The following is an 18,886-nucleotide window of genomic DNA, read 5'->3' as shown; positions in this document are numbered from 1 at the left end:
GCTGCGCTTTGCCAACCTACGATGTCTGATTTCGTAAGCGCAATAAGGGGACAGGGCAAATGTTTTCCCACGTGATGATCGGCACCAACGACCTCGACAAGGCCAAGGCATTCTACGACGATTTGCTGAGCACGCTCGAGGTGCGGCCGGCCAGGGTTGACGGCCATCGCATCTTCTACATCACCAAGACCGGCGTGTTCTCGGTCACGAAGCCGATCAACGGCGAGGCGGCGACGTGCGCGAATGGCGGCACCATCGGCTTCGCCTGCCATTCGCCGGAACAGGTCGACGCCTGGCATGCCGCCGGTATCGCCGCTGGCGGCATCCCTTGCGAAGATCCACCCGGCGTCCGACAAGGCCCGGGCGTCAACCTCTATATTGCGTATTTGCGCGACCTCGACGGCAACAAGATCTGCGCGATGCATCGGATGGTGTGAGCAGGGGCACTCACTGCGTCGCCGTAGCCAGGATAGCCATCCGAAGGACGGCGTCGCTTCCGTTCGCCTGTGTCCGGCGCGCTAGCCATCGCGTGGCACGGGCGCAACTCGCGGCACGATCACGCCAATTCGTGTCCCCTCGTCTGGCTCGCTTTCGAGATTGATACGCCCGCCCAGCCGACTGACGACGATGTTATGAACGATGTGCAGGCCGAGACCGATGCAGCCTTGACTGCGACGCGTCGTGAAAAACGGATTGAACGCCTGCCGGCGCAGATCCGCGCTCATGCCGCAGCCATCATCAGAAACGACAATCTCAATATCATCCCGGCCGCACGCGCAAATCTCGATGTTGATGCTGCCGCTCTTGGCATGCGGAAACGCGTGCACCATCGCGTTCTTAATCAAGTTGGTCACCACCTGTGCGAATTGACCCGGATAACTGTTCATTGCCAGATCGGGCTGGCATTCGACATTGAGCGCCAAAGCGTTCTTCCGCAACTCCTGCTGTAGGCTCACGGCAACCTGTCGCGTCAGCTCGCCCGGATCGAAGCTGCGGCGTTCTAGATAGCCTTGATCGACAGCGACCTGCTTGAATGCCTGGATCAATTCCGCGGCGCGGGCGAGATTGTCGGCCAGATGCAGTGATGCGGTCTGAACAACCGCGACGAACTCATTCAGGCTCGATCGCTTCAGCCCGCCCCGTGCGACTTCCGCCGCAAACTTTGTCGTCTTGCGCTCCAGCGCCGAGGTGACGGTCAGGCTGGTACCGACGGGACTGTTGATCTCGTGTGCCACGCCAGCCACCAACCGTCCGAGAGCTGCGAGCTTCTCCACCTCGACCAGTGAATCCTGAGCCTCTTTCAGGCGTTGCAGCGCCGCCTCCGCCGCGTCGCGCGCGCCGCGAATCTCTCGCTCGCTGCGCTTGCGTTCGGTGATCTCCTCTGCCGCGACATTGACGCCGACGATGTTACCGTTCGGTCCGCGCTGCGGATGCCAATAGGTGATCCAGCAGCGTTCGTCATTATAGCCGGGACGCTGGCCGTAAACCTCGATCCCGATGACCGGCTCGCCGGTTTCCATGATGGAGCGAACGATGCCCTCGACGGCGGATGCGAGCCCGGGCACGCAATCCCGCACCGTGTGCCCGAGGTGGCCTTCGACCGAGATACCGCAGATCTCGGTGAGGCGCTGATTGATCTGCAAATAGCGGCAGTCCGGCGAAAGATATGCAAGCCCGATCGGCGCTGTATCGTAGATCAACTGCAGCGCCGGCTGCTTCGGAAACTGCACTTCGCGTATAACGGAAGAACTCATGTACTCTCTCCCTTAGCGCGAGCCGGAGGTTAGCCGGTTACAGCGGCACGCAAAAGCCCCAATAGCTGGCCGGGAATAGGCGGAACCAGTGCGGAATCGGCTAGAGGAGCTGCGGCGGCGCAACCCGTCAACCGACCCACATGTTCAAATCGCAAGATGCCTGCTGAAGATCTGCGAGCCGACGGGTCATCCGACTGTCGCCGTCGCGATGCCGATCTCGCTCAAACAGTGTTTGAAACGCTATTGCGATATTCCATCGCGTGGCATGGTTCGCGTTGGAAAATGCGCGCTCGCACTTTGGCGACGCTGCGACTATTCTCTGCTCCAGCACGATCTCAGCGAGTCCGGGAGGAACAATGACAAAACACGCCTATATTCCCCGCACCACCAATTACACCCTCAACCCCGGCGACGAGCTCAACGACCTCCGGATGTCGGACCAGGTCCGGCCGCTCTATGATCACGTCAAGAAGTTCATCCGCGAAACCGTCGAGCCGATGTCGATCGAATTCGCCAAGGCCGGCGAAGGCAAAGAGGATCGCTGGAGCTTTACGCCGAAGCAGCTCGAGGTGCTGGAGAAAGCCAAGAACAAGGCCAAGCAGGAAGGCCTCTGGAACTTCTTCCTGCCCGACGACGACACCGGCCAGGGCCTGAAGAATCTCGACTACGCCTATATCGCATCCGAGCTCGGCAAGAGCCCGCTGGCCTCGGAGAGCATGAACTGCTCGGCGCCGGACACCGGCAACATGGAGGTGCTGGAGCGCGTCGGCACCAAGGAGCAGAAGGAGAAGTGGCTGAAGCCGTTGATGAACGGCGAGATCCGCTCGGCCTATGTCATGACCGAGCCGAACGTCGCCTCCTCCGACGCCAAGAACATCTCGACGAACGCAAAGCTCGTCGGCGACGAGTGGGTGATCAACGGCGAGAAGTATTACATCTCCGGTGTCGGCGATCCTCGCTGCAAGATCCTCATCGTGATGGTGAAGACCAATCCGGATGCGGCGCCGAGCAAGCAGCAGTCGCAGATCCTGGTGCCGCGCGACACCCCCGGCGTCGAAGTGCTCGGCCCCATGTACGTGTTCGGCCAGGACCACGCCCCGCGCGGCCACATGCACATGCGCTTCAACAACGTGCGCGTGCCCAAGGAAAACATTCTGCTCGGCGAAGGCCGCGGCTTCGAGATCTCGCAGCTTCGGCTCGGCCCGGGCCGCATCCATCACTGCATGCGCACCATCGGCAAGGCCGAGAAGGCGCTCGATTTGATGGTGCAGCGTGGCCTCACCCGCGAAGCCTTCGGCAAGAAGATCGCCCATCTCGGCGGCAACATGCAGATCATCGCGCAGGCGCGCTGCGAGATCGAGGCGATGCGGCTGATGGTCTTGAAGGCCGCCAAGGCCATGGATGTGCTCGGCAACAAGGAAGCCCGCGTCTGGGTCTCCATGGTCAAGGCCATGGTGCCGGAGCGAGCCTGCAAGATCATCGACCAGTCGATCCAGATGCACGGCGCCACCGGCATCTCGCACTGGACCCCGCTCGCCGAAATGTACCAGGACGTCCGCCATCTCCGCTTCGCCGACGGTCCGGACGAGGTGCACTGGATGGTGGTGGGACGCCACGAGCTGAGCATGGCGTGAACTTTCTTCCCCTTCTCCCCGCCTGCGGGGAGAAGGTTGGGATGAGCGGGAGTCCTCCGCAAGGAGGTGACGGTTGGATTCGCGGAGAGTCCCCCCCTCACCCGGAATTCAAGCGAGCTTGAATTCCGACCTCTCCCCGCGAGCGGCCGCAAGCGGGGCGAGGTGAAGCAAGCACCACCTACGACGCGGCCAACTCGCCGATCTTGTCCTGGGTCTTGGTCTCGAAATCGCCGGCATCATGCCGCTCGTGGAGCTGGCTGGCGGGATCGCCGGAGACGCGGTTGACCATGCGGCCGCGCTTGACGGCCGGGCGCTTGGCGATCTGGTCGGTCCAGCGCTGCACGTGCTTGTAGTCCTGCACGGACAGGAATTCGCCCGCGCCATAGACCAGCCCCTTGGCGAGCGCGCCATACCAGGGCCACACCGCCATGTCGGCGATGGTGTATTCGCTGCCGGCGAGATATTCATTGTCGGCGAGCCGGCGGTCGAGCACGTCGAGTTGGCGCTTGGTCTCCATCGCAAAACGGTCGATGGCATATTCGATCTTGGTCGGCGCATAGGCGTAGAAATGGCCGAAGCCGCCGCCGAGATAGGGCGCGCTGCCCATCTGCCAGAACAGCCACGACATCGCTTCGGTACGGCTCTTGATGTCCTTCGGCAGGAAGGCGCCGAACTTCTCCGCGAGATAAAGCAGGATCGAGCCGGACTCGAACACCCGGATCGGCTCCGGGCCTGAGCGGTCCATCAGCGCCGGGATTTTGGAATTCGGATTGATGTCGACAAAGCCGCTGCCGAACTGGTCACCATTGCCGATCTTGATCAGCCAGGCGTCGTATTCCGCGCCCTTGTGGCCGAGCGCCAGAAGCTCCTCCAGCATCACGGTGACCTTGACGCCGTTCGGCGTCGCCAGCGAATAGAGCTGGAAGGGGTGGCGGCCGACCGGCAGCTCCTTGTCATGCGTGGGACCGGCGATCGGGCGGTTGATGCTGGCGAATTGCCCGCCATTCTCCTTGTTCCAGGTCCAGACCTTGGGCGGCACGTAGGCGGGGGCGTCAGTCATGCAAAGCTCTCCGGCGGGAAGATGCGTCTGCATTAATTAGCGCGCAAATAGCGAATGACAAGCCTGACCGGTCTGCGCCCGGCGCGGGCCTCAGTCCGGCGGCATGCAGCCTAGCCCGTCACCAGCCTGCGCGGCCGGGCTTCGGCTTCCATCACGAACCCCTCATATCCCTTCGCCGCGACCTCGTCGCAGATTCGGCGGTAGACGCCGACGCCGCCGATATAGGGCATGAAGATGCGCGGCTTGCCGGGGATGTTGGCGCCCATGTACCAGGAATTGGCTTGCGGATAGAGCGTGCCATGGGCGACCTCGTTGACATGGGCGACCCATTTGTCCTCGGCCTCCCCGTCCGCCTCCATCGTGGCAAGGCCCTGCTTGCGCATATGGACGAGACCGTCGGCGATCCAGTCGACATGCTGCTCGATCGACACGATCATGTTCGAGAGCACCGAGGGGCTGCCGGGGCCGGTGATGATGAAGAGGTTCGGAAAGCCGGCGCTCATCAGCCCGAGATAGGTCTTGGGGCCTTCCGCCCATTTCCGGTTCAGCGTCTGTCCGCCCGGACCTCGGATGTCGATCTTCGCGACCGATCCGGTCATGGCGTCGAAGCCGGTCGCGAGCACGAGCGCGTCGACCTCGTGGTCCTCGCCTCCGACACGGACGGCATTCGCCGTGATCTCCTGGATCGGGTTGCTCTTGATATCGACCAGCGAGACGTTCGGCCGGTTGAAGGTCGCGAAATAATCGGTGTCGATGCAGATGCGCTTGGTGCCGATCGGATGGCTGTCCGGCTGCAGCAGCTTTGCCGTCTCGGGATCCGTCACGATCTCGCCGATCTTGCCGCGGACGAAATTCGCGGCGGTGTCGTTCGCCGACAGCGCGAGGCCGAGATTGTTGTAGGCATACATGAAGGTGAGACCACCGCGCTCCCAGCGCGCCGCGTATTTTTCGCGCCTGACATCGTCGCTATCATCGAGCGCGCCGCGGTCGGGCTGCTCGGCGAAAATTCCGTTGCGCGCGACTTCGCGGGCGAAGCGGCGGATCTCGGGATAATTCTTGCGGAACGTGTTGCGCTCCTCGCCGGTCAACGCGGCATTGCGGGCGGGAATGGAAAAATTCGCAGTGCGCTGAAACACTGTCAGATGTTTTGCCTGTCCGGCGATGACGGGCGCCGACTGAATGCCTGACGATCCCGTTCCGATCAGGCCGACGCGCAAGCCGGTGAAATCAACGTCTTCGTGCGGCCAGTTGCCGGTGTGATAGACGGGGCCTTCGAAATTCTCGAGACCCTTGATGTCGGGCTTGCGCGCATTCGAGAGACAGCCGGTCGCGAGCACGACGAATTGCGCCTGAACCGTTGTGCCGTCGGACGTCGTCACCGCCCAGCACCTCGCACGCTCGTCGAACACCGCGCGCTCGACGTTGGTGTTGAACTGGATGTCCCGGCGCAGATCAAACCGGTCAGCGGCGTGGTTGGCGTATTTCAAAATCTCCGGCTGCGATGCGTAGCGCTCGCTCCAGTCCCATTCCTGCTGGAGCTCTTCCGAGAACGAATAGGAATATTGCATGCTCTCGACGTCGCAACGCGCACCGGGATAGCGATTCCAGTACCAGGTGCCGCCGACGCCGCCGCCCTGCTCGTAGACTCGCGCCGAGAAACCGAGCCCGCGCAAACGGTGCAGCATGTACATGCCGGCGAAACCCGCGCCGACGACGATCACGTTGTAGGATTCCGTGGTCGGAGACGGATTCGCTTGCGCTGGCGACATCGACTGGCGCTCCCTCGTTGTTTTCTGTTGTTGTGGGCCAGCATTCGCTCGCGCATCCGAAAGCGCAAGGGGCAAATCGGCCGGCTCTGATCTGCTTATTTTGTACAGCGGAATGGCTCGTCTGCCGCGCGACGCCTGCGCGCAAGATGCGCGGCCGAATCCGGCGTGGCATCGCGGACGACGATGGGCTAGCGTCGAGTGGTCTTCGCTGCAGAATGCAACAACAGCAACGCGAGGCCGCCGGGAGGGAACGATGAAATCGCCGATCTGCGATATGCTGGGCATCGAGTTCCCGCTGCTCGCCTTCAGCCATTGCCGCGATGTCGTCGCCGCCGTCAGCCGCGCCGGCGGCTTTGGCGTGTTAGGTGCGACCGTGCACACGCCTGATACCCTCGAACGCGAGCTGAAATGGATCGACGACCACGTTGAGGGCAAGCCTTACGGTGTCGACGTGCTGATCCCGGAAAACATTTCGACCGCGGGTGAGAAGGACGTCACCTGGAAGAGCCTTGAAGCACGAGTGCCGCAGGAGCATCGCAACTACACGCGCGATCTCCTGAAGAAATACGACATCGAACTCACGACCACTGAGATGGCTGACGACCAGCCGCAGCCGTTCGATGCCAGGACCGCGTTGGAGCTGCTGGAGGTCTCGTTCAACCACCCGATTCGCCTGATCGCCAATGCCCTGGGCGTGCCGCCGAAGGCTATGATCGAGATGGGCAGGAAGCACGGCGTGCCGGTTGCCGCTCTGGTCGGCGCCAAGGAGCATGCGCTACGACAGGTCGCGGCCGGCGTCGATATCCTCGTGGTCCAGGGCACCGAAGCGGGCGGCCATTGCGGCGAGGTCTCCACCATGGTGCTGGTGCCGGAGGTGATCAAGGCGATCAAGCCGATCCGCGACGTGCCGGTGCTGGCGGCCGGCGGCATCATGACCGGACGGCAGATGGCGGCCTGCATGGCGATGGGTGCGGCCGGCGCCTGGACCGGCTCGGTGTGGCTTGCCACCGTCGAGGCCGAGACCACGGAGATCTTTCGCGAGAAGATGATCGCGGCATCATCGCGCGATGCGATCCGCTCGAAAGGGCGTACGGGAAAGCCGGCCCGACAACTCCGCTCGGTCTGGACCGACGCCTGGGATCGCGCACCCGAGAGCCCCGGCGCATTGCCGATGCCGCTACAAAGCATCGTCAGCCGCGACGCCTTCAACTCGATCGACCGCGCCGCGGCGAGTGGCAACGCGAGGGCGCGGGATCTCGTCAGCTATTTCGTCGGCCAGGGCGTCGGCCTGATCGACAGCGTGAAATCCGCAGGCTCCGTGGTGCAGGAGTTCAAGGAAGAGTTTGCCGAAGCCGTCGAGCACATGAATGCGCTGGTGGCGGAGTGATTGCCCGCGGCCCATCCTTCGAGGCTCGCCCGGCGGCGCACGCGCCGCTCGGCTCGCACCTCAGGATGACGCGGTATCTGTAGCCGTCATCCTGAGGTGCCGTAGCGCAGCGAAGGCCTCGAAGGGCGACGGCGTGCCCAAGATCTGAAACGTGAAGCAAACAGAAATGACGAACTCCTCTATCCCCCCAAACCGCATCCCCGTCATCATCGGCATCGGCGAGATCGTCGATCGCCCCAAGGAGATCACCGACGGTCTCGAGCCGCTTGATCTGCTCGAACAAGCGCTGCGACGTGCCGAGCAGGACGCCGGCGCCAAGCTGCTCGGCGAAGTGCAGTCGCTCGACGTCGTCAACTTCCTGAGCTGGCGCTATCGCGATCCGGAGAAGTTGTTGGCGCAACGTCTCGGCATCACGCCGGCGCATTGCTATTACGGCCCGGTCGGCGGCGAAAGCCCGATCCACTACGTCCACGAGGCAGCGAAGCGCATCGCGCGGGGCGAATGCACCGTGGCAGCGGTCTGTGGCGCGGAAGCGCAGTCGACCGCGACCAAGGCCGAGCGTGCCGGGGCCAAGCTGCCATGGACGCCGTTCGCCCATGACGTCGAGGAGCCGAAGCGCGGGGCGGCATTCCAGAAGCCGTTGGCCGTGAAGCTCGGTGTGTTCCGCCCCGTCACCGTCTACCCGTTCTATGAGACCGCCTCCTCGGCGCATTGGGGCCAGACGCCGCGCGAAGCCATGGCAGAGTCCGGCACGCTGTGGTCGCGCTATTCCGAGGCCGCGGCGCAAAATCCCAACGCCTGGCTCAAGCGGCGCTACGCGCCGGACGAGATCACGACGCCGACGGCGGACAATCGTCTCATCGCGTGGCCCTACAACAAGCTCATGGTTGCCAACCCCAGCGTCAACATGGGCGGTGCGCTGCTGCTCACCAGCCTTGCCAGGGCTCGCGCGACCGGCATTGCCGAAGACAAGCTGGTCTACCCGCTCGGTGGCGCCTCTGCGGAAGAGCCGCGCGACTATCTCCTGCGCGACCAGTTTTACGAGAGCCATCCGCAGAATGCGGTGCTGAAAGCCGCGATGGACCTCGCCGGGGCCGACGGCAAGAAGTTCGACGCGATCGAACTTTACAGCTGCTTCCCGTGCGTACCCAAGATGGCGCGGCGGACGCTGGGCTTAGGCCCCGACGTACAGCCGACCGTGACCGGCGGCCTCACCTTCTTCGGCGCGCCCCTCAACACCTACATGACGCATGCAGCCTGCGCGATGGTGCGGCGTGTGCGCGACGGCGCAAAGCTCGGCCTGCTTTACGGGCAGGGCGGCTTCGTCACCAAGCATCATGCGCTGGTGGTGTCGAAGGTGCCGCCGCGTGAGGCATTGGCGCAGGAGACCAGCGTGCAGGCGGTGGCAGACAGCAACAAGCGCGCGGTGCCGGAGTTCGTCATGGATATCTCAGGCAGGGGCAAGGTCGAGAGCTTTACGGTGCTCTACGGCCGTGGCGGCGATGTCGAGCACGGCGTGGTGATGCTGCGGACGGAAGATGACCGGCGCACGCTGGCGCGGATTCCGGCGAACGATGCGGCGACGCTGGCGCATCTCCTGAACACGGATAGGACGCCGGTCGGCTCACTCGGCGAGATCACGATGGCCCTCGATGGCGTGCCGGAGTGGCGCGCGGCCTAGACTAGCTCTCGTGTCCCGGACGCGGTGCGGCATGCAATGCCGCTCCGCAGAGCCGGGGCACGGGACCCCTACCCCTTCGGCGCCTGCTTCTCCGACGCCGTCGCCGGCTTGCCCTTGGCGCCGGCGCCGGTCACGCGGACCAGGTCGCCGTCGGACAGGCCATCCGGTGGTGCGGTGATGACGCGGTCATCCGCTGCAATTCCTGAGGCGAGTTCGATCTCGCGGCCGAGGTCGCGGGCGATGGTCACGGGCTTGAACAGGACCTTGTCGTCGACACCGACGGTCGCGACGCGCAGGCCGCTGCTGTTGAAGATCAGCGCGCTGGCGGGAATGCTGAGCGGCGCCGAGTCGCGCTGCAGGCTGAGCTTGACGCTGGCGTAGCCGCCGGGCATCAGCTCGCCCGAGGAATTGTCGAGACCAAGCTGCATGCGCGTCGTGCCCGAGGCGACGTCGACGGCTTGCGAAGAAGCCTCCACGGTGGCCTGGAAGGTCCGGTTCGGATACTCCGGCAGCACGATGCTGGCCTTGGCGCCCATCTTGATCGCGGGCACGTAGTTTTGGGGAACGTTGACGTAGACGCGCAGCTTGGTGATGTCGGAAACCACGAACATCGCCGGCCCCGAGCCGCCGCCCGCGTTGATCAGCGCTCCGACGTCGGTATCGCGCGCGGTGACGACGCCGTCGAATGGCACGGTGATCTTCTTGTAGCCTGCGAGCGCCTCGAGCCGCTCGACGTTGGCCTGCCCCGAATGCACGGCGGCGTTCTTGTTGGAGAGATCGGCGGTGCGCTCGTCGATTTCCTGCGCCGACACGAAGTTGGAAGCGACCAGCGTCTTGCGGCGGTTGAGCGTCGCCTCCGACAGCCTGGCGCTGGCCTGTTGGCTGGCGAGGTCGGCGCGGGCCTGCAAGAGCTGCTGATCGAGGTCGGGTGCCTCGATCTCGGCGATCACCTGACCGGCCTTGACGCGCGCGCCGATGTCGGCGCTCCAGCTCTTCAGGTAACCCGATACGCGCGCGAAAATCGGTGCGCGGGAATAGGCTTCCAACCGGCCCGGCAGATCGAGGTTGGCATGGAGGGCTTTGGCGTTGGGTAGCGTCACCGCGACGCTGGGAACGGCCTGTTCGTCGGTCCACTCCTTCAGCTTGGAGCCCTGCTCCTCGCGCGCGCGAATGCCGGTGCCGACCACGAGGCCTGCCGCAATCAGCGCCACCACGCCAAAAATGCCCAGTTTCCGGTGCGATACCGGGGAGCGGGGTTCAGTGGGCGACATGCGAGGTCTCCAGGGAGGCGGCGGCTTTGGCGCCTTGCTTCTTGTGTACCATACTGAACACCACGGGAACAAACATCAGGGTGGCGAAGGTCGCAAAGATCAGGCCGCCGATCACGGCGCGGCCGAGCGGCGCATTCTGCTCGCCGCCCTCGCCCAGCCCCAGGGCCATCGGCGCCATGCCGATGATCATGGCGAGTGCAGTCATCAGCACCGGGCGGAACCGGACGAAGCCGGCTTCGAGCGCGGCTGCGATGGGATCGCCAAGCTCCTCGTAGCGCTCGCGGGCGAATGAGATCACGAGCACGCTGTTGGCGGTGGCGACGCCCATGCACATGATGGCGCCGGTCAGCGCCGGCACCGACAGCGTCGTTTCGGTCGCGAACAGCATCCAGACGATGCCGGCGAGCGCGGCCGGCAGCGCCGTGATGATCACGAAGGGATCGGACCAGGACTGGAAGTTCACGACGATCAGGAAGTAGATCAGCACGATCGCCCCGAGCAGGCCGAACAAGAGGCCGGTGAAGGCGCTGTTCATGGTCTGCACCTGGCCCAGCAGAACCACGGAAGAGCCTTTCGGCACCTCCTTTGCGGTGTCGGCGATCGCCTGCCGGATGTCGACGGCAACCGCACCGAGATCACGGCCCGAGGTCGTGGCGAAGATCTGCACCATCGACTGGATGTCGTATTGCGAGACCACCGCGCTCGACGTCGAACGCTTGATGTCGGCGATGCCGCCCAGGATCGGCGACAGCGAATTGCCGGCGGCCGTGATCGGCAACGTCTGCAGCGCGCTGAGCGAATCCATCTGGTATTGCGGCGTCTGCATCACGATCGAATAGGACACGCCGTTATCCGGATTGAGGTAGTAGGTCGGCGCCACCTGCGAGGAGCCGGCAAGGTTGACCACGAGACTATTGGTGACGTCGCGCTCGGTCAGGCCGACATATTGCGCGCGGGTGCGATCGACATCGATGTTGAAGGTCGGATTGTTCGGCGACTGCTGGATGCGCGCATCCGCGACGCCGGGAATCCGCCGCACCTTGGCCAGGAGCGTGTTGGCGTAGGCAAAGTTGGCGCCGAGATTGGCGCCGCGGATCTGGAGGTCGATTGGCGCCGGCGCACCGAAGTTCAGAATCTGGCTGACGATGTCGGCGGGCAGGAAGGCGAAGCTGACGCCGGGGAACAGCCGCGGCAGTTGCTCACGCAGCACACGCACATGCTCCTCGGTCGGCTTGTGACCCTCTTTCAGCTTGATCTGGATGTCGCCGTCCTGCGGGCCAATCACGCCGGTGTTGTTGTAGGTCATGTTGATGCCGGAGATTGGCATGCCGATGTTGTCGGTCAGCGTTTCGATCTCGCTCGGGATCAGCTTGCGGATCGCCTTCTGCACGTCGGCGAGCTGGTTGGCGGTCTCCTCGACACGGGTGCCGACCTGGGTGCGGACATGCATCAGGATGTTGCCGGCATCGACCGCAGGGAAGAAATTGCGCCCGAGGAACGGCACCAGCGCGAAGGACGCGCCGACCACGCAGAGGAAGCCGATCACGAACACCGGACGGTGCGCGAGCGCGAGCCCGAGGAAGTTGTGGTAGCCGCCGCGAATGCGTTCGAAGCGAGCCTCGAAGCCGCGCTGCAACCACACCAGCGGATTACGCGACTTCGGCGGCGCGCCCTCGTGATGCACATGTGGCTGCAACAGATAATTGGCCATGGTCGGCACCAGCGTGCGCGACAGCAGGAACGACCAGATCATCGCGAACATCACCGCTTCCGCCATCGGCACGAACAGGAAGCGCGCCACGCCGGTGAGGAAGAACATCGGCACGAACACGATGCAGATGCAGAGCAGCGAGACGAAGGCCGGCGTCACGATCTGGTTGGCGCCGTCGAGGATCGACTGCTCGACCGGCTTGCCCTGCTCCAGATGGTAGTTGATGTTCTCGATGGTCACGGTGGCGTCGTCGACGAGGATGCCGACCGCTAGCGCCAGGCCGCCGAGCGTCATGATGTTCAGCGTCTCGCCGATCGCCGACAGCATGATGATGGCGCCGAGCACGGAGAGCGGGATCGAGACCGCGATGATGACGGTCGAGCGCCAGCTGCCGAGGAACAGCAGGATCATGACGCTGGTGAGCAGCGCCGCGATCACGCCTTCGAACGCGACGCCTTCGATGGCGCCGCGGACGAACACCGATTGATCGCCGATGAAGCCGATCTTGAGCGCGTCCGGCAGCTGATCCTTGACGTCGATCACCTTCTGCTTGATGCCCGCGATGATGTCGAGCGTCGAGGTCGCGCCCGCCTTCAGCACCATCATCAGCACTGAGCGGTTGCCGTCGACATGGACGATGTTGGTCTGCGGCGGGTTGCCGTCACGCACGGTCGCGACGTCGCGCACATAGACCATCGCGCCGTTGACGGTCTTGATCGGCAGATTGCCGAGCTCGTCGATTTTCAGCGGCGAGTTGTTGAGCTGGATGATGTACTCGAACTGGCCGATCTTCTGCGTTCCGACCGGCGTGATCAGGTTCTGGGCTGCAAGCGCATTGGCGACGTCCTGGCCGGAGAGACCGCGAGCCTGGAGCGCGGTCGGGTCGAGGTCGATCTGGACCTGGCGCTGCTTGCCGCCGAACGGATAGGGGATCGCTGCGCCCGGCACGGTGACCAGCGGCGTGCGGAGCTGGTTGATGCCGATATCGGCAAGGTTCTGCTCGGTGAGGCCGTCACCCGACAGCGCCACCTGGATGATCGGCACGGTCGAGGCAGAGTAGTTCAGGATCAAGGGCGGCGTCGCGCCCGGCGGCATCTGCTTGATCAGCGTCTGCGAGATCGCCGTGACCTGCGCGTTGGCGGTGCGGATATCGACGTTCGGCTGAAAGAAGATCTTGATGATGCCAAAGCCGTTGTAGGAGTTGGCGGTGATGTGCTCGATGTCGTTGACCGTCGTGGTCAGCGCGCGCTGGAACGGCGTCGTGATGCGGCCGGACATCTGGTCGGGCGGCAGGCCGGTGTACTGCCAGACCACGCCGATCACGGGGATGCGGATGTCCGGAAAGATGTCGGTCGGCGTCCGCAGCGCCGCCAGCGGGCCGATGATCAGAAGCAGGAGCGCGAGCACGACAAACGTGTAGGGCCGGCTCAGGGCAATACGAACCAGAGCAATCATTCGCCAGGCAATTCCAAATCAGGGACAGGAAACACCGCCCCCGCGGGTTCCACGGCTGATTTACCTGAAGACCGCCCAAATGGCCAACGACGCTGCGTCACGTGCGGTCAATTCCGCGCTATTGCACTGCGAAATAGCATTCCAGATATGCGGCTCGCGCCCGAAAGGTGACAGAAGCCGCTTTCCTGCGCGCAAAAAAGCGGCGCCCGAAGACGCCGCTTTCAGGAATTCCGTGCCTGCCCGGCCTACGCCGCGCGAACGTTGGTCAGGAACTTGCTGACCTCGGTCTTGAGCCGGCCCGAGTCGTTGGACAGCATCTGCGCTGCCGACAGCACCTGCGAGGACGCCGAGCCGGTTTCGGTCGCGCCGCGCTGCACATCGGTGATGTTGGACGAAACCTGCTGGGTGCCCTGGGCGGCCTGCTGGACGTTGCGGGCGATTTCCTGGGTCGCAGCGCCCTGCTCTTCCACCGCGGCCGCAATCGCCGACGAGATCTCCGACAAACGCTCGATGGTCGAGGAGATCTCCTTGATGGCGCCGACCGAGTCGTTGGTCGCCGCCTGGATGCCGGCGATCTGCTGGCCGATCTCGCCGGTCGCCTTCGCGGTCTGTTCTGCGAGCGCCTTCACCTCGGAGGCCACCACGGCGAAGCCGCGGCCGGCTTCGCCGGCACGTGCGGCTTCGATGGTCGCGTTCAGCGCCAGCAGGTTGGTCTGGCCGGCGATGGTGTTGATCAGCTCGACGACGTCGCCAATGCGCGAGGCAGCCTTTGAGAGCTCGCTGACGCGCTCGGTGGTGGCGCGGGCCTGGCCGACGGCATCGCCCGCCATCCGCGCCGATTCCTGAACCTGACGGCTGATCTCGCCCACCGATGAAGCCATCTCCTCGGTCGCCGAGGCCACCGACTGTACGTTGGTCGAGGCTTCTTCCGAAGCGGCGGCAACCGTGGTCGCCAGCCGCTGCGAGCGGTCGGCGGTCGAGGTCAGCGTCGAGGCCGAGGCTTCGAGCTGCGTCGAGGCCGACGACACGGTCTGCACGATCTCGCCGATCATGGTTTCGAATTCGCGGGTGACGTTGTCGACGCGGCGGCCCCGCTCGATCTTGGCTTCGGCATCGGCGGCCGCGGCCTCGTCGGCGGACTTCTTGGCGATCAACGCTTCCTTGAAGATCTGGAGCACGTCGGCCATGGCACCGATCTCCGTCTTCTCGCCGCGATGCGGGACTTCGGCAGAAAGCTCGCCCTTGCCAAGCGCCTGCATCGGCTCGGTGATCGAGTTGATGCCGCTCGATACGTCATGAACGAGATAGAAGCCGACGCCGGTGCCGATGACGACCGCAGCGCCGAGAATGATCGAGACCAGCATGAAAGCAAAGGAATAGCTGTTGGCGGCATCCTGGGCGGCCTGGTCGCCGCCCTTGGTGTTGAGCTCGATGTCCTTGCGCAAGACCTCATCGGCTTGCAGCCCGATCTTGTTGACGGTCTTGGTGTTCAGCTCATGCGCCTCGTGCGGGACCTTGCCGGCCTCCTTGCGCGAGAGCGCCATGACTTCCTGGGTGCCCTTCTTGTACTCGTCCCACAGCTTGGACCACTCGCCGTACATCGCCCGCTCTTCAGGCGAGGTAATCATGGGCTCGTAGACCTGACGGAACTTGGTGTTGGCCTCGACCACCGTCGCCAGCGTCTTCTCCGACGCGAGCTTCTCTTCGAGAGTCTCCGAGAGCATGTGCTCGCGGATCACGTTGCGGTAGGTGATCACGCCGGCACGCAGATCGCCGAGCACCCGCACGCTCGGCAGCCAGCTCGTGGTGATGTCGACCGTATTGGCATTCATCGACCGCATCTTCATGACGGCGAGCAGACCCATGCCGGTCATTGCGACCAGCAGGAACGCCACGACACTGATGATCTTGGCGCGGATGGAAATGGTGGCGAGCATAATCGGGTCTCTTTGTGCTGGCGCGGCGGGGCGTCCGGAAGTTCTACGAATCAACCAAAGGGAGCAGCACCGACATCCAACACCAGAGCACCTGAGCAGACGTTAATTACGACTCCGTACGAGTACGGAAGCCCGAAACAAGTGAACATCACGCTAAAAATGCCCTGCGCTCAGCGCATGAGCCCAAGCGCGTCCGTGAAAAACGCCGCGCCGCCGAAATTTCCGGACTTCAAAGCAAGCAACATGTCGCCTTTCTCAGCACCGACCGCGCGCAGCACCGGGACGCCCACCGCGATCTCTACTCCGACGAGAAATCCAGGAATCTTTAGCCGGTCGACCACGGCGCCCGATGTCTCCCCGCCGGCAACGACCAGGCGCTTGACGCCGGCATGCACCAGTCCCTCGGCGATATCGGCCATGGCCTGCTCGATGGCGTGACCGGCCGCGTCGCGGCCGTGGCGCGCCTGGAGCGCTGCGACCTGATCCGGCGTCGAGCTCGATGCAATCAGGACCGGGCCGTCGGCGAGTCGCGGCTTCGCCCAGGCCAGCGCACGCTGCGCCTCGTCCTCGCCCGTAGTAATACGGTCCGGATCGAGATGTAGCACCGGCATGACGCGCTCGGCATTCGCGATCTGCTGAAGCGTCGCCTGCGAGCAGCTTCCGGCAAGGCAGGCCGCGGATCCGCCGACCGTGGCGCCGGCGCCGCTGTCCGCAGTGTTCGAGCGCACTTTTCCTGTCGAGACCAGCGCGCGCGCCAGGCCAAGGCCGATGCCGGAAGCACCGACCGACAGCCGGTGTTCGGCAGCGACGAGGCCGATGGCCTCGAGGTCGCGGTCGAAGACGGCGTCGATGATCGCCGCGCCAACGCCCTTGCCGGCGAGCTCGGCCAGCCGCGCCCGCACGGCATCTGCGCCGCGGGTGACCGTGGCGAGATCGACGAGGCCGATCTGCGTCCCGCTCTGACGCGCCAGAACGCGCACCAGGTTGGAATCGTGCATCGGGTTGAGCGGATGGTCCTTCAGCGGGCTCTCGTTCAGCGGCACGGCGCCGACGAACAGATTGCCCTGGTAAACGGTGCGGCCGGTTTCCGGAAACGCCGGCGTCACCAGCACCACCGACTCGCCGCCATCGGCGCGCAGCGCGTCCATCACCGGGCCGATATTGCCGGCATCCGTGGAATCGAAAGTAGAGCAGATCTTGAACAGCACATGGCTCGCGCCGCGGCTGCGCAGCCATGTCTCCGCCGCGCGCGAGCGCGATACGGCAAGACCGGCTTCGATCGAGCGGCTCTTCAAGGACACCACGACGGCGTCCACCTCGGGCAGTGCGAGATCGTCCGCGGGAACGCCGATGGTCTGTACGGTGCGCAGGCCCGCGCGTGTCAGCGTGTTGGCGAGATCGGAGGCGCCGGTGTAGTCGTCGGCGATGCAGCCCAATGCAAGTGTCACGGCTTCACTCCGGCATAGGGCTGGAACCAGGCTAGACCGTCCGTGGTCTTGCCGCGCGGATTATATTCACAGCCGACGAATCCGGTGTAGCCGAGCCGGTCGAGTTCAGTGAACAGGAACGGATAGTTCAGCTCCTCGCCGTCAGGCTCGTTGCGCGAGGGGATGCTGGCGATCTGGACGTGGCCGATGATCGGCATCATCTCGCGCAGCCGCATCGTGACGTCGCCATGGATGATCTGGCAGTGATAGATATCGAACTGGAGCTTCAGGTTCGAAATCCTCAACTCGTCGATCAGGTCGCGCGCGAAACCGAAATCATTGAGGAAATAGCCGGGCACATTGCGCGCATTGATCGGCTCGAGCACGATGTCGATGCCGTGCGGCGCAAAGAACTCGGCGGCCCACGCCACCGATTTGTAGAACGCCTCGATGGCGACGCGCTCGCCACGGTTGGCGATGCCGGCCATCAAATGCAGCCGCTTGACGCCGGTCGCCTTGGCGTAAGGCAGCGCGGTCTCCAGGCTTTGCTTGAGTTCGGCGAAGCGCGAGGGCAGTGCCGCAAAACCCTTCTCGCCGGCATTCCAGTCGCCCGGCGGCAGGTTGAACAGCGCCTGCGTCAGGCCATTGCGCTTGAGCCGCTCGCCGACCGCTTCGGCCGGATGCTCGTAGGGAAAGAGAAACTCGACGGCGGTGAAGCCGGCTTGGGCTGCGACATCGAAGCGGTCGAGGAACGGCACCTCGGTGAACATCATCGAGAGATTGGCGGCAAAACGGGGCATTGGAGTCCTCTTGTCTACTTGTCGCCGGGGAGCTTGACGCCGGTGACCTGCGCATACATCCGCGCCACCGACGCGTCGTCGTCGCGGCCCATGCCGGCGGCTGACGTCATCAAGAACATCTGGAGCGCGGCAGCGGAGACCGGCACCGGGAATCTGGCACTGCGCGCCATGTCCTGGATGATGCCGAGGTCCTTGACGAAGATCTCGACCGCGCTCTTCGGCGTGTAATCGCCATCCAGCACGTGCGGCATGCGGTTCTCGAACATCCAGGAATTGCCCGCGGACGCCGTGATCACCTCATAGACCTTGCGGATGTCGAGGCCCTGCTTGGCCGCGAACGCGATCGCCTCCGAGGCTGCGGCGATATGCACGCCGGCCAGCAACTGGTTGATCATCTTGAAGGCGGCGCCTTGGCCTGCGGCATCGCCAAGCTCGTAGAGCTTTGCGGCCATGGCATCGAGCGCAGGCCGCGCTTTCTCAAACGCAGCCGGACTGCCGGAGGCGAGAATCGTCAGCTCGCCTTGCGCGGCGCGCTTCGCCCCGCCGGAGATCGGCGCATCCAGATAGTGCCGGCCGGTCGCCTCCAACTGCTTGGCAAGGCGCCGCGCCACGTCAGGATCCATGGTCGCGGACGACAGGAAGACGCTGTCCTTGGGCATGGCTTCGGCGACGCCGTCCTTGCCGAACAGGATGGTCTCGGTCTGCGCGGCATTGACGACGACACTGACGACGATATCGGCGTCCTTGGCAGCTTCGGCCGGCGTCTTGGCGCCTGCGCCGCCGTCCGTCACGAAACGCGCCACCGCATCGGCCGAGACGTCGCAGCCGGTGACGATATGACCGGCGCGCTTCAGCGAGGTCGCCATGCCAAACCCCATCGAGCCGAGCCCGACGACGGCGATGCGCTGATTCTGTGACGTGGAGGCGGACATGCAACTCATCCTTGCGAACGTTTCCCGGACGGCCGCCCTTTGCGGCAGCTTGGCAACCGAATAACACG

Annotated in this window: 13 protein-coding genes; 4 read left to right on the top strand and 9 right to left on the bottom strand. The window is 64.3% G+C overall.

Features of this window, described 5'->3' with window-relative positions:
* Positions 1-59: 59 nt before the first annotated feature.
* Complete coding sequence (locus IVA74_RS28500) at positions 60-437, top strand: VOC family protein (protein ID WP_247349775.1); 378 nt, start codon at positions 60-62, stop codon at positions 435-437.
* 81 nt (positions 438-518) lie between these two features.
* On the opposite strand, the gene IVA74_RS28495 is transcribed toward IVA74_RS28500, so the two are convergent.
* The gene (locus tag IVA74_RS28495) at positions 519-1,754 is read right to left on the bottom strand and encodes an ATP-binding protein (protein WP_247349774.1); all 1,236 of its coding nucleotides are present in this window, start codon (positions 1,752-1,754) and stop codon (positions 519-521) included.
* A gap of 356 nt (positions 1,755-2,110) precedes the next feature.
* Here IVA74_RS28495 and IVA74_RS28490 point away from each other — a divergent pair, with 356 nt between their 5' ends.
* Positions 2,111-3,388 carry an acyl-CoA dehydrogenase family protein gene (locus IVA74_RS28490; protein ID WP_247349773.1) on the top strand — a complete coding sequence of 426 codons (1,278 nt, stop codon included), beginning with the start codon at positions 2,111-2,113 and terminating at the stop codon, positions 3,386-3,388.
* Between the two features lie 178 nt (positions 3,389-3,566).
* Here IVA74_RS28490 and yghU read toward each other — a convergent pair whose 3' ends face one another.
* Positions 3,567-4,448 (bottom strand): glutathione-dependent disulfide-bond oxidoreductase, encoded by an 882-nt coding sequence (gene yghU, locus IVA74_RS28485; RefSeq protein ID WP_247349772.1) that lies wholly within the window; start codon positions 4,446-4,448, stop codon positions 3,567-3,569.
* A 110-nt stretch (positions 4,449-4,558) separates the two neighbouring features.
* A complete protein-coding gene (locus IVA74_RS28480) occupies positions 4,559-6,217 on the bottom strand; it encodes an NAD(P)/FAD-dependent oxidoreductase (protein ID WP_247349771.1) in 1,659 nt (552 codons plus the stop codon).
* 253 nt (positions 6,218-6,470) lie between these two features.
* Between IVA74_RS28480 and IVA74_RS28475 the strand changes: the two genes are divergently transcribed.
* Positions 6,471-7,604, top strand: a complete 1,134-nt coding sequence (locus IVA74_RS28475) for a nitronate monooxygenase (RefSeq protein WP_247349770.1) — start codon at positions 6,471-6,473, stop codon at positions 7,602-7,604.
* Between the two features lie 166 nt (positions 7,605-7,770).
* Positions 7,771-9,285, top strand: a complete 1,515-nt coding sequence (locus tag IVA74_RS28470; RefSeq protein WP_247349769.1) for an acetyl-CoA acetyltransferase — start codon at positions 7,771-7,773, stop codon at positions 9,283-9,285.
* A 68-nt stretch (positions 9,286-9,353) separates the two neighbouring features.
* Here IVA74_RS28470 and IVA74_RS28465 read toward each other — a convergent pair whose 3' ends face one another.
* The 6 genes from IVA74_RS28465 to ltnD all read right to left on the bottom strand — a co-directional run bounded on the left by IVA74_RS28465 (position 9,354) and on the right by ltnD (position 18,827).
* Positions 9,354-10,556: an efflux RND transporter periplasmic adaptor subunit gene (locus IVA74_RS28465; RefSeq protein ID WP_247349768.1), complete on the bottom strand. Its 1,203-nt coding sequence runs from the start codon at positions 10,554-10,556 to the stop codon at positions 9,354-9,356.
* Entirely contained in the window at positions 10,543-13,722 is a 3,180-nt protein-coding gene (locus tag IVA74_RS28460; RefSeq protein WP_247349767.1) for an efflux RND transporter permease subunit, read from the bottom strand. Before IVA74_RS28460 ends, IVA74_RS28465 begins: the two co-directional genes overlap by 14 nt.
* A gap of 245 nt (positions 13,723-13,967) precedes the next feature.
* Positions 13,968-15,659 (bottom strand): methyl-accepting chemotaxis protein, encoded by a 1,692-nt coding sequence (locus tag IVA74_RS28455; RefSeq protein WP_247349765.1) that lies wholly within the window; start codon positions 15,657-15,659, stop codon positions 13,968-13,970.
* A 170-nt stretch (positions 15,660-15,829) separates the two neighbouring features.
* On the bottom strand, positions 15,830-17,107 hold the full coding sequence (otnK, locus tag IVA74_RS28450) for a 3-oxo-tetronate kinase (protein WP_247349764.1): 1,278 nt from the start codon (positions 17,105-17,107) through the stop codon (positions 15,830-15,832).
* Complete coding sequence (gene otnI / locus IVA74_RS28445; protein ID WP_247349763.1) at positions 17,104-17,886, bottom strand: 2-oxo-tetronate isomerase; 783 nt, start codon at positions 17,884-17,886, stop codon at positions 17,104-17,106. Before otnI ends, otnK begins: the two co-directional genes overlap by 4 nt.
* Before the next feature lie 14 nt (positions 17,887-17,900).
* Complete coding sequence (ltnD, locus tag IVA74_RS28440; RefSeq protein WP_346730985.1) at positions 17,901-18,827, bottom strand: L-threonate dehydrogenase; 927 nt, start codon at positions 18,825-18,827, stop codon at positions 17,901-17,903.
* Between the last annotated feature and the right edge of the window lie 59 nt (positions 18,828-18,886).

Origin of the sequence: Bradyrhizobium sp. 132, assembly GCF_023074185.1 — a bacterium.
In the GTDB taxonomy this organism is placed as follows: Bacteria; Pseudomonadota; Alphaproteobacteria; order Rhizobiales; family Xanthobacteraceae; genus Bradyrhizobium.
Note: the sequence above shows the minus strand (reverse complement) of the source record. Positions and strands in the feature narration are given on the sequence as shown.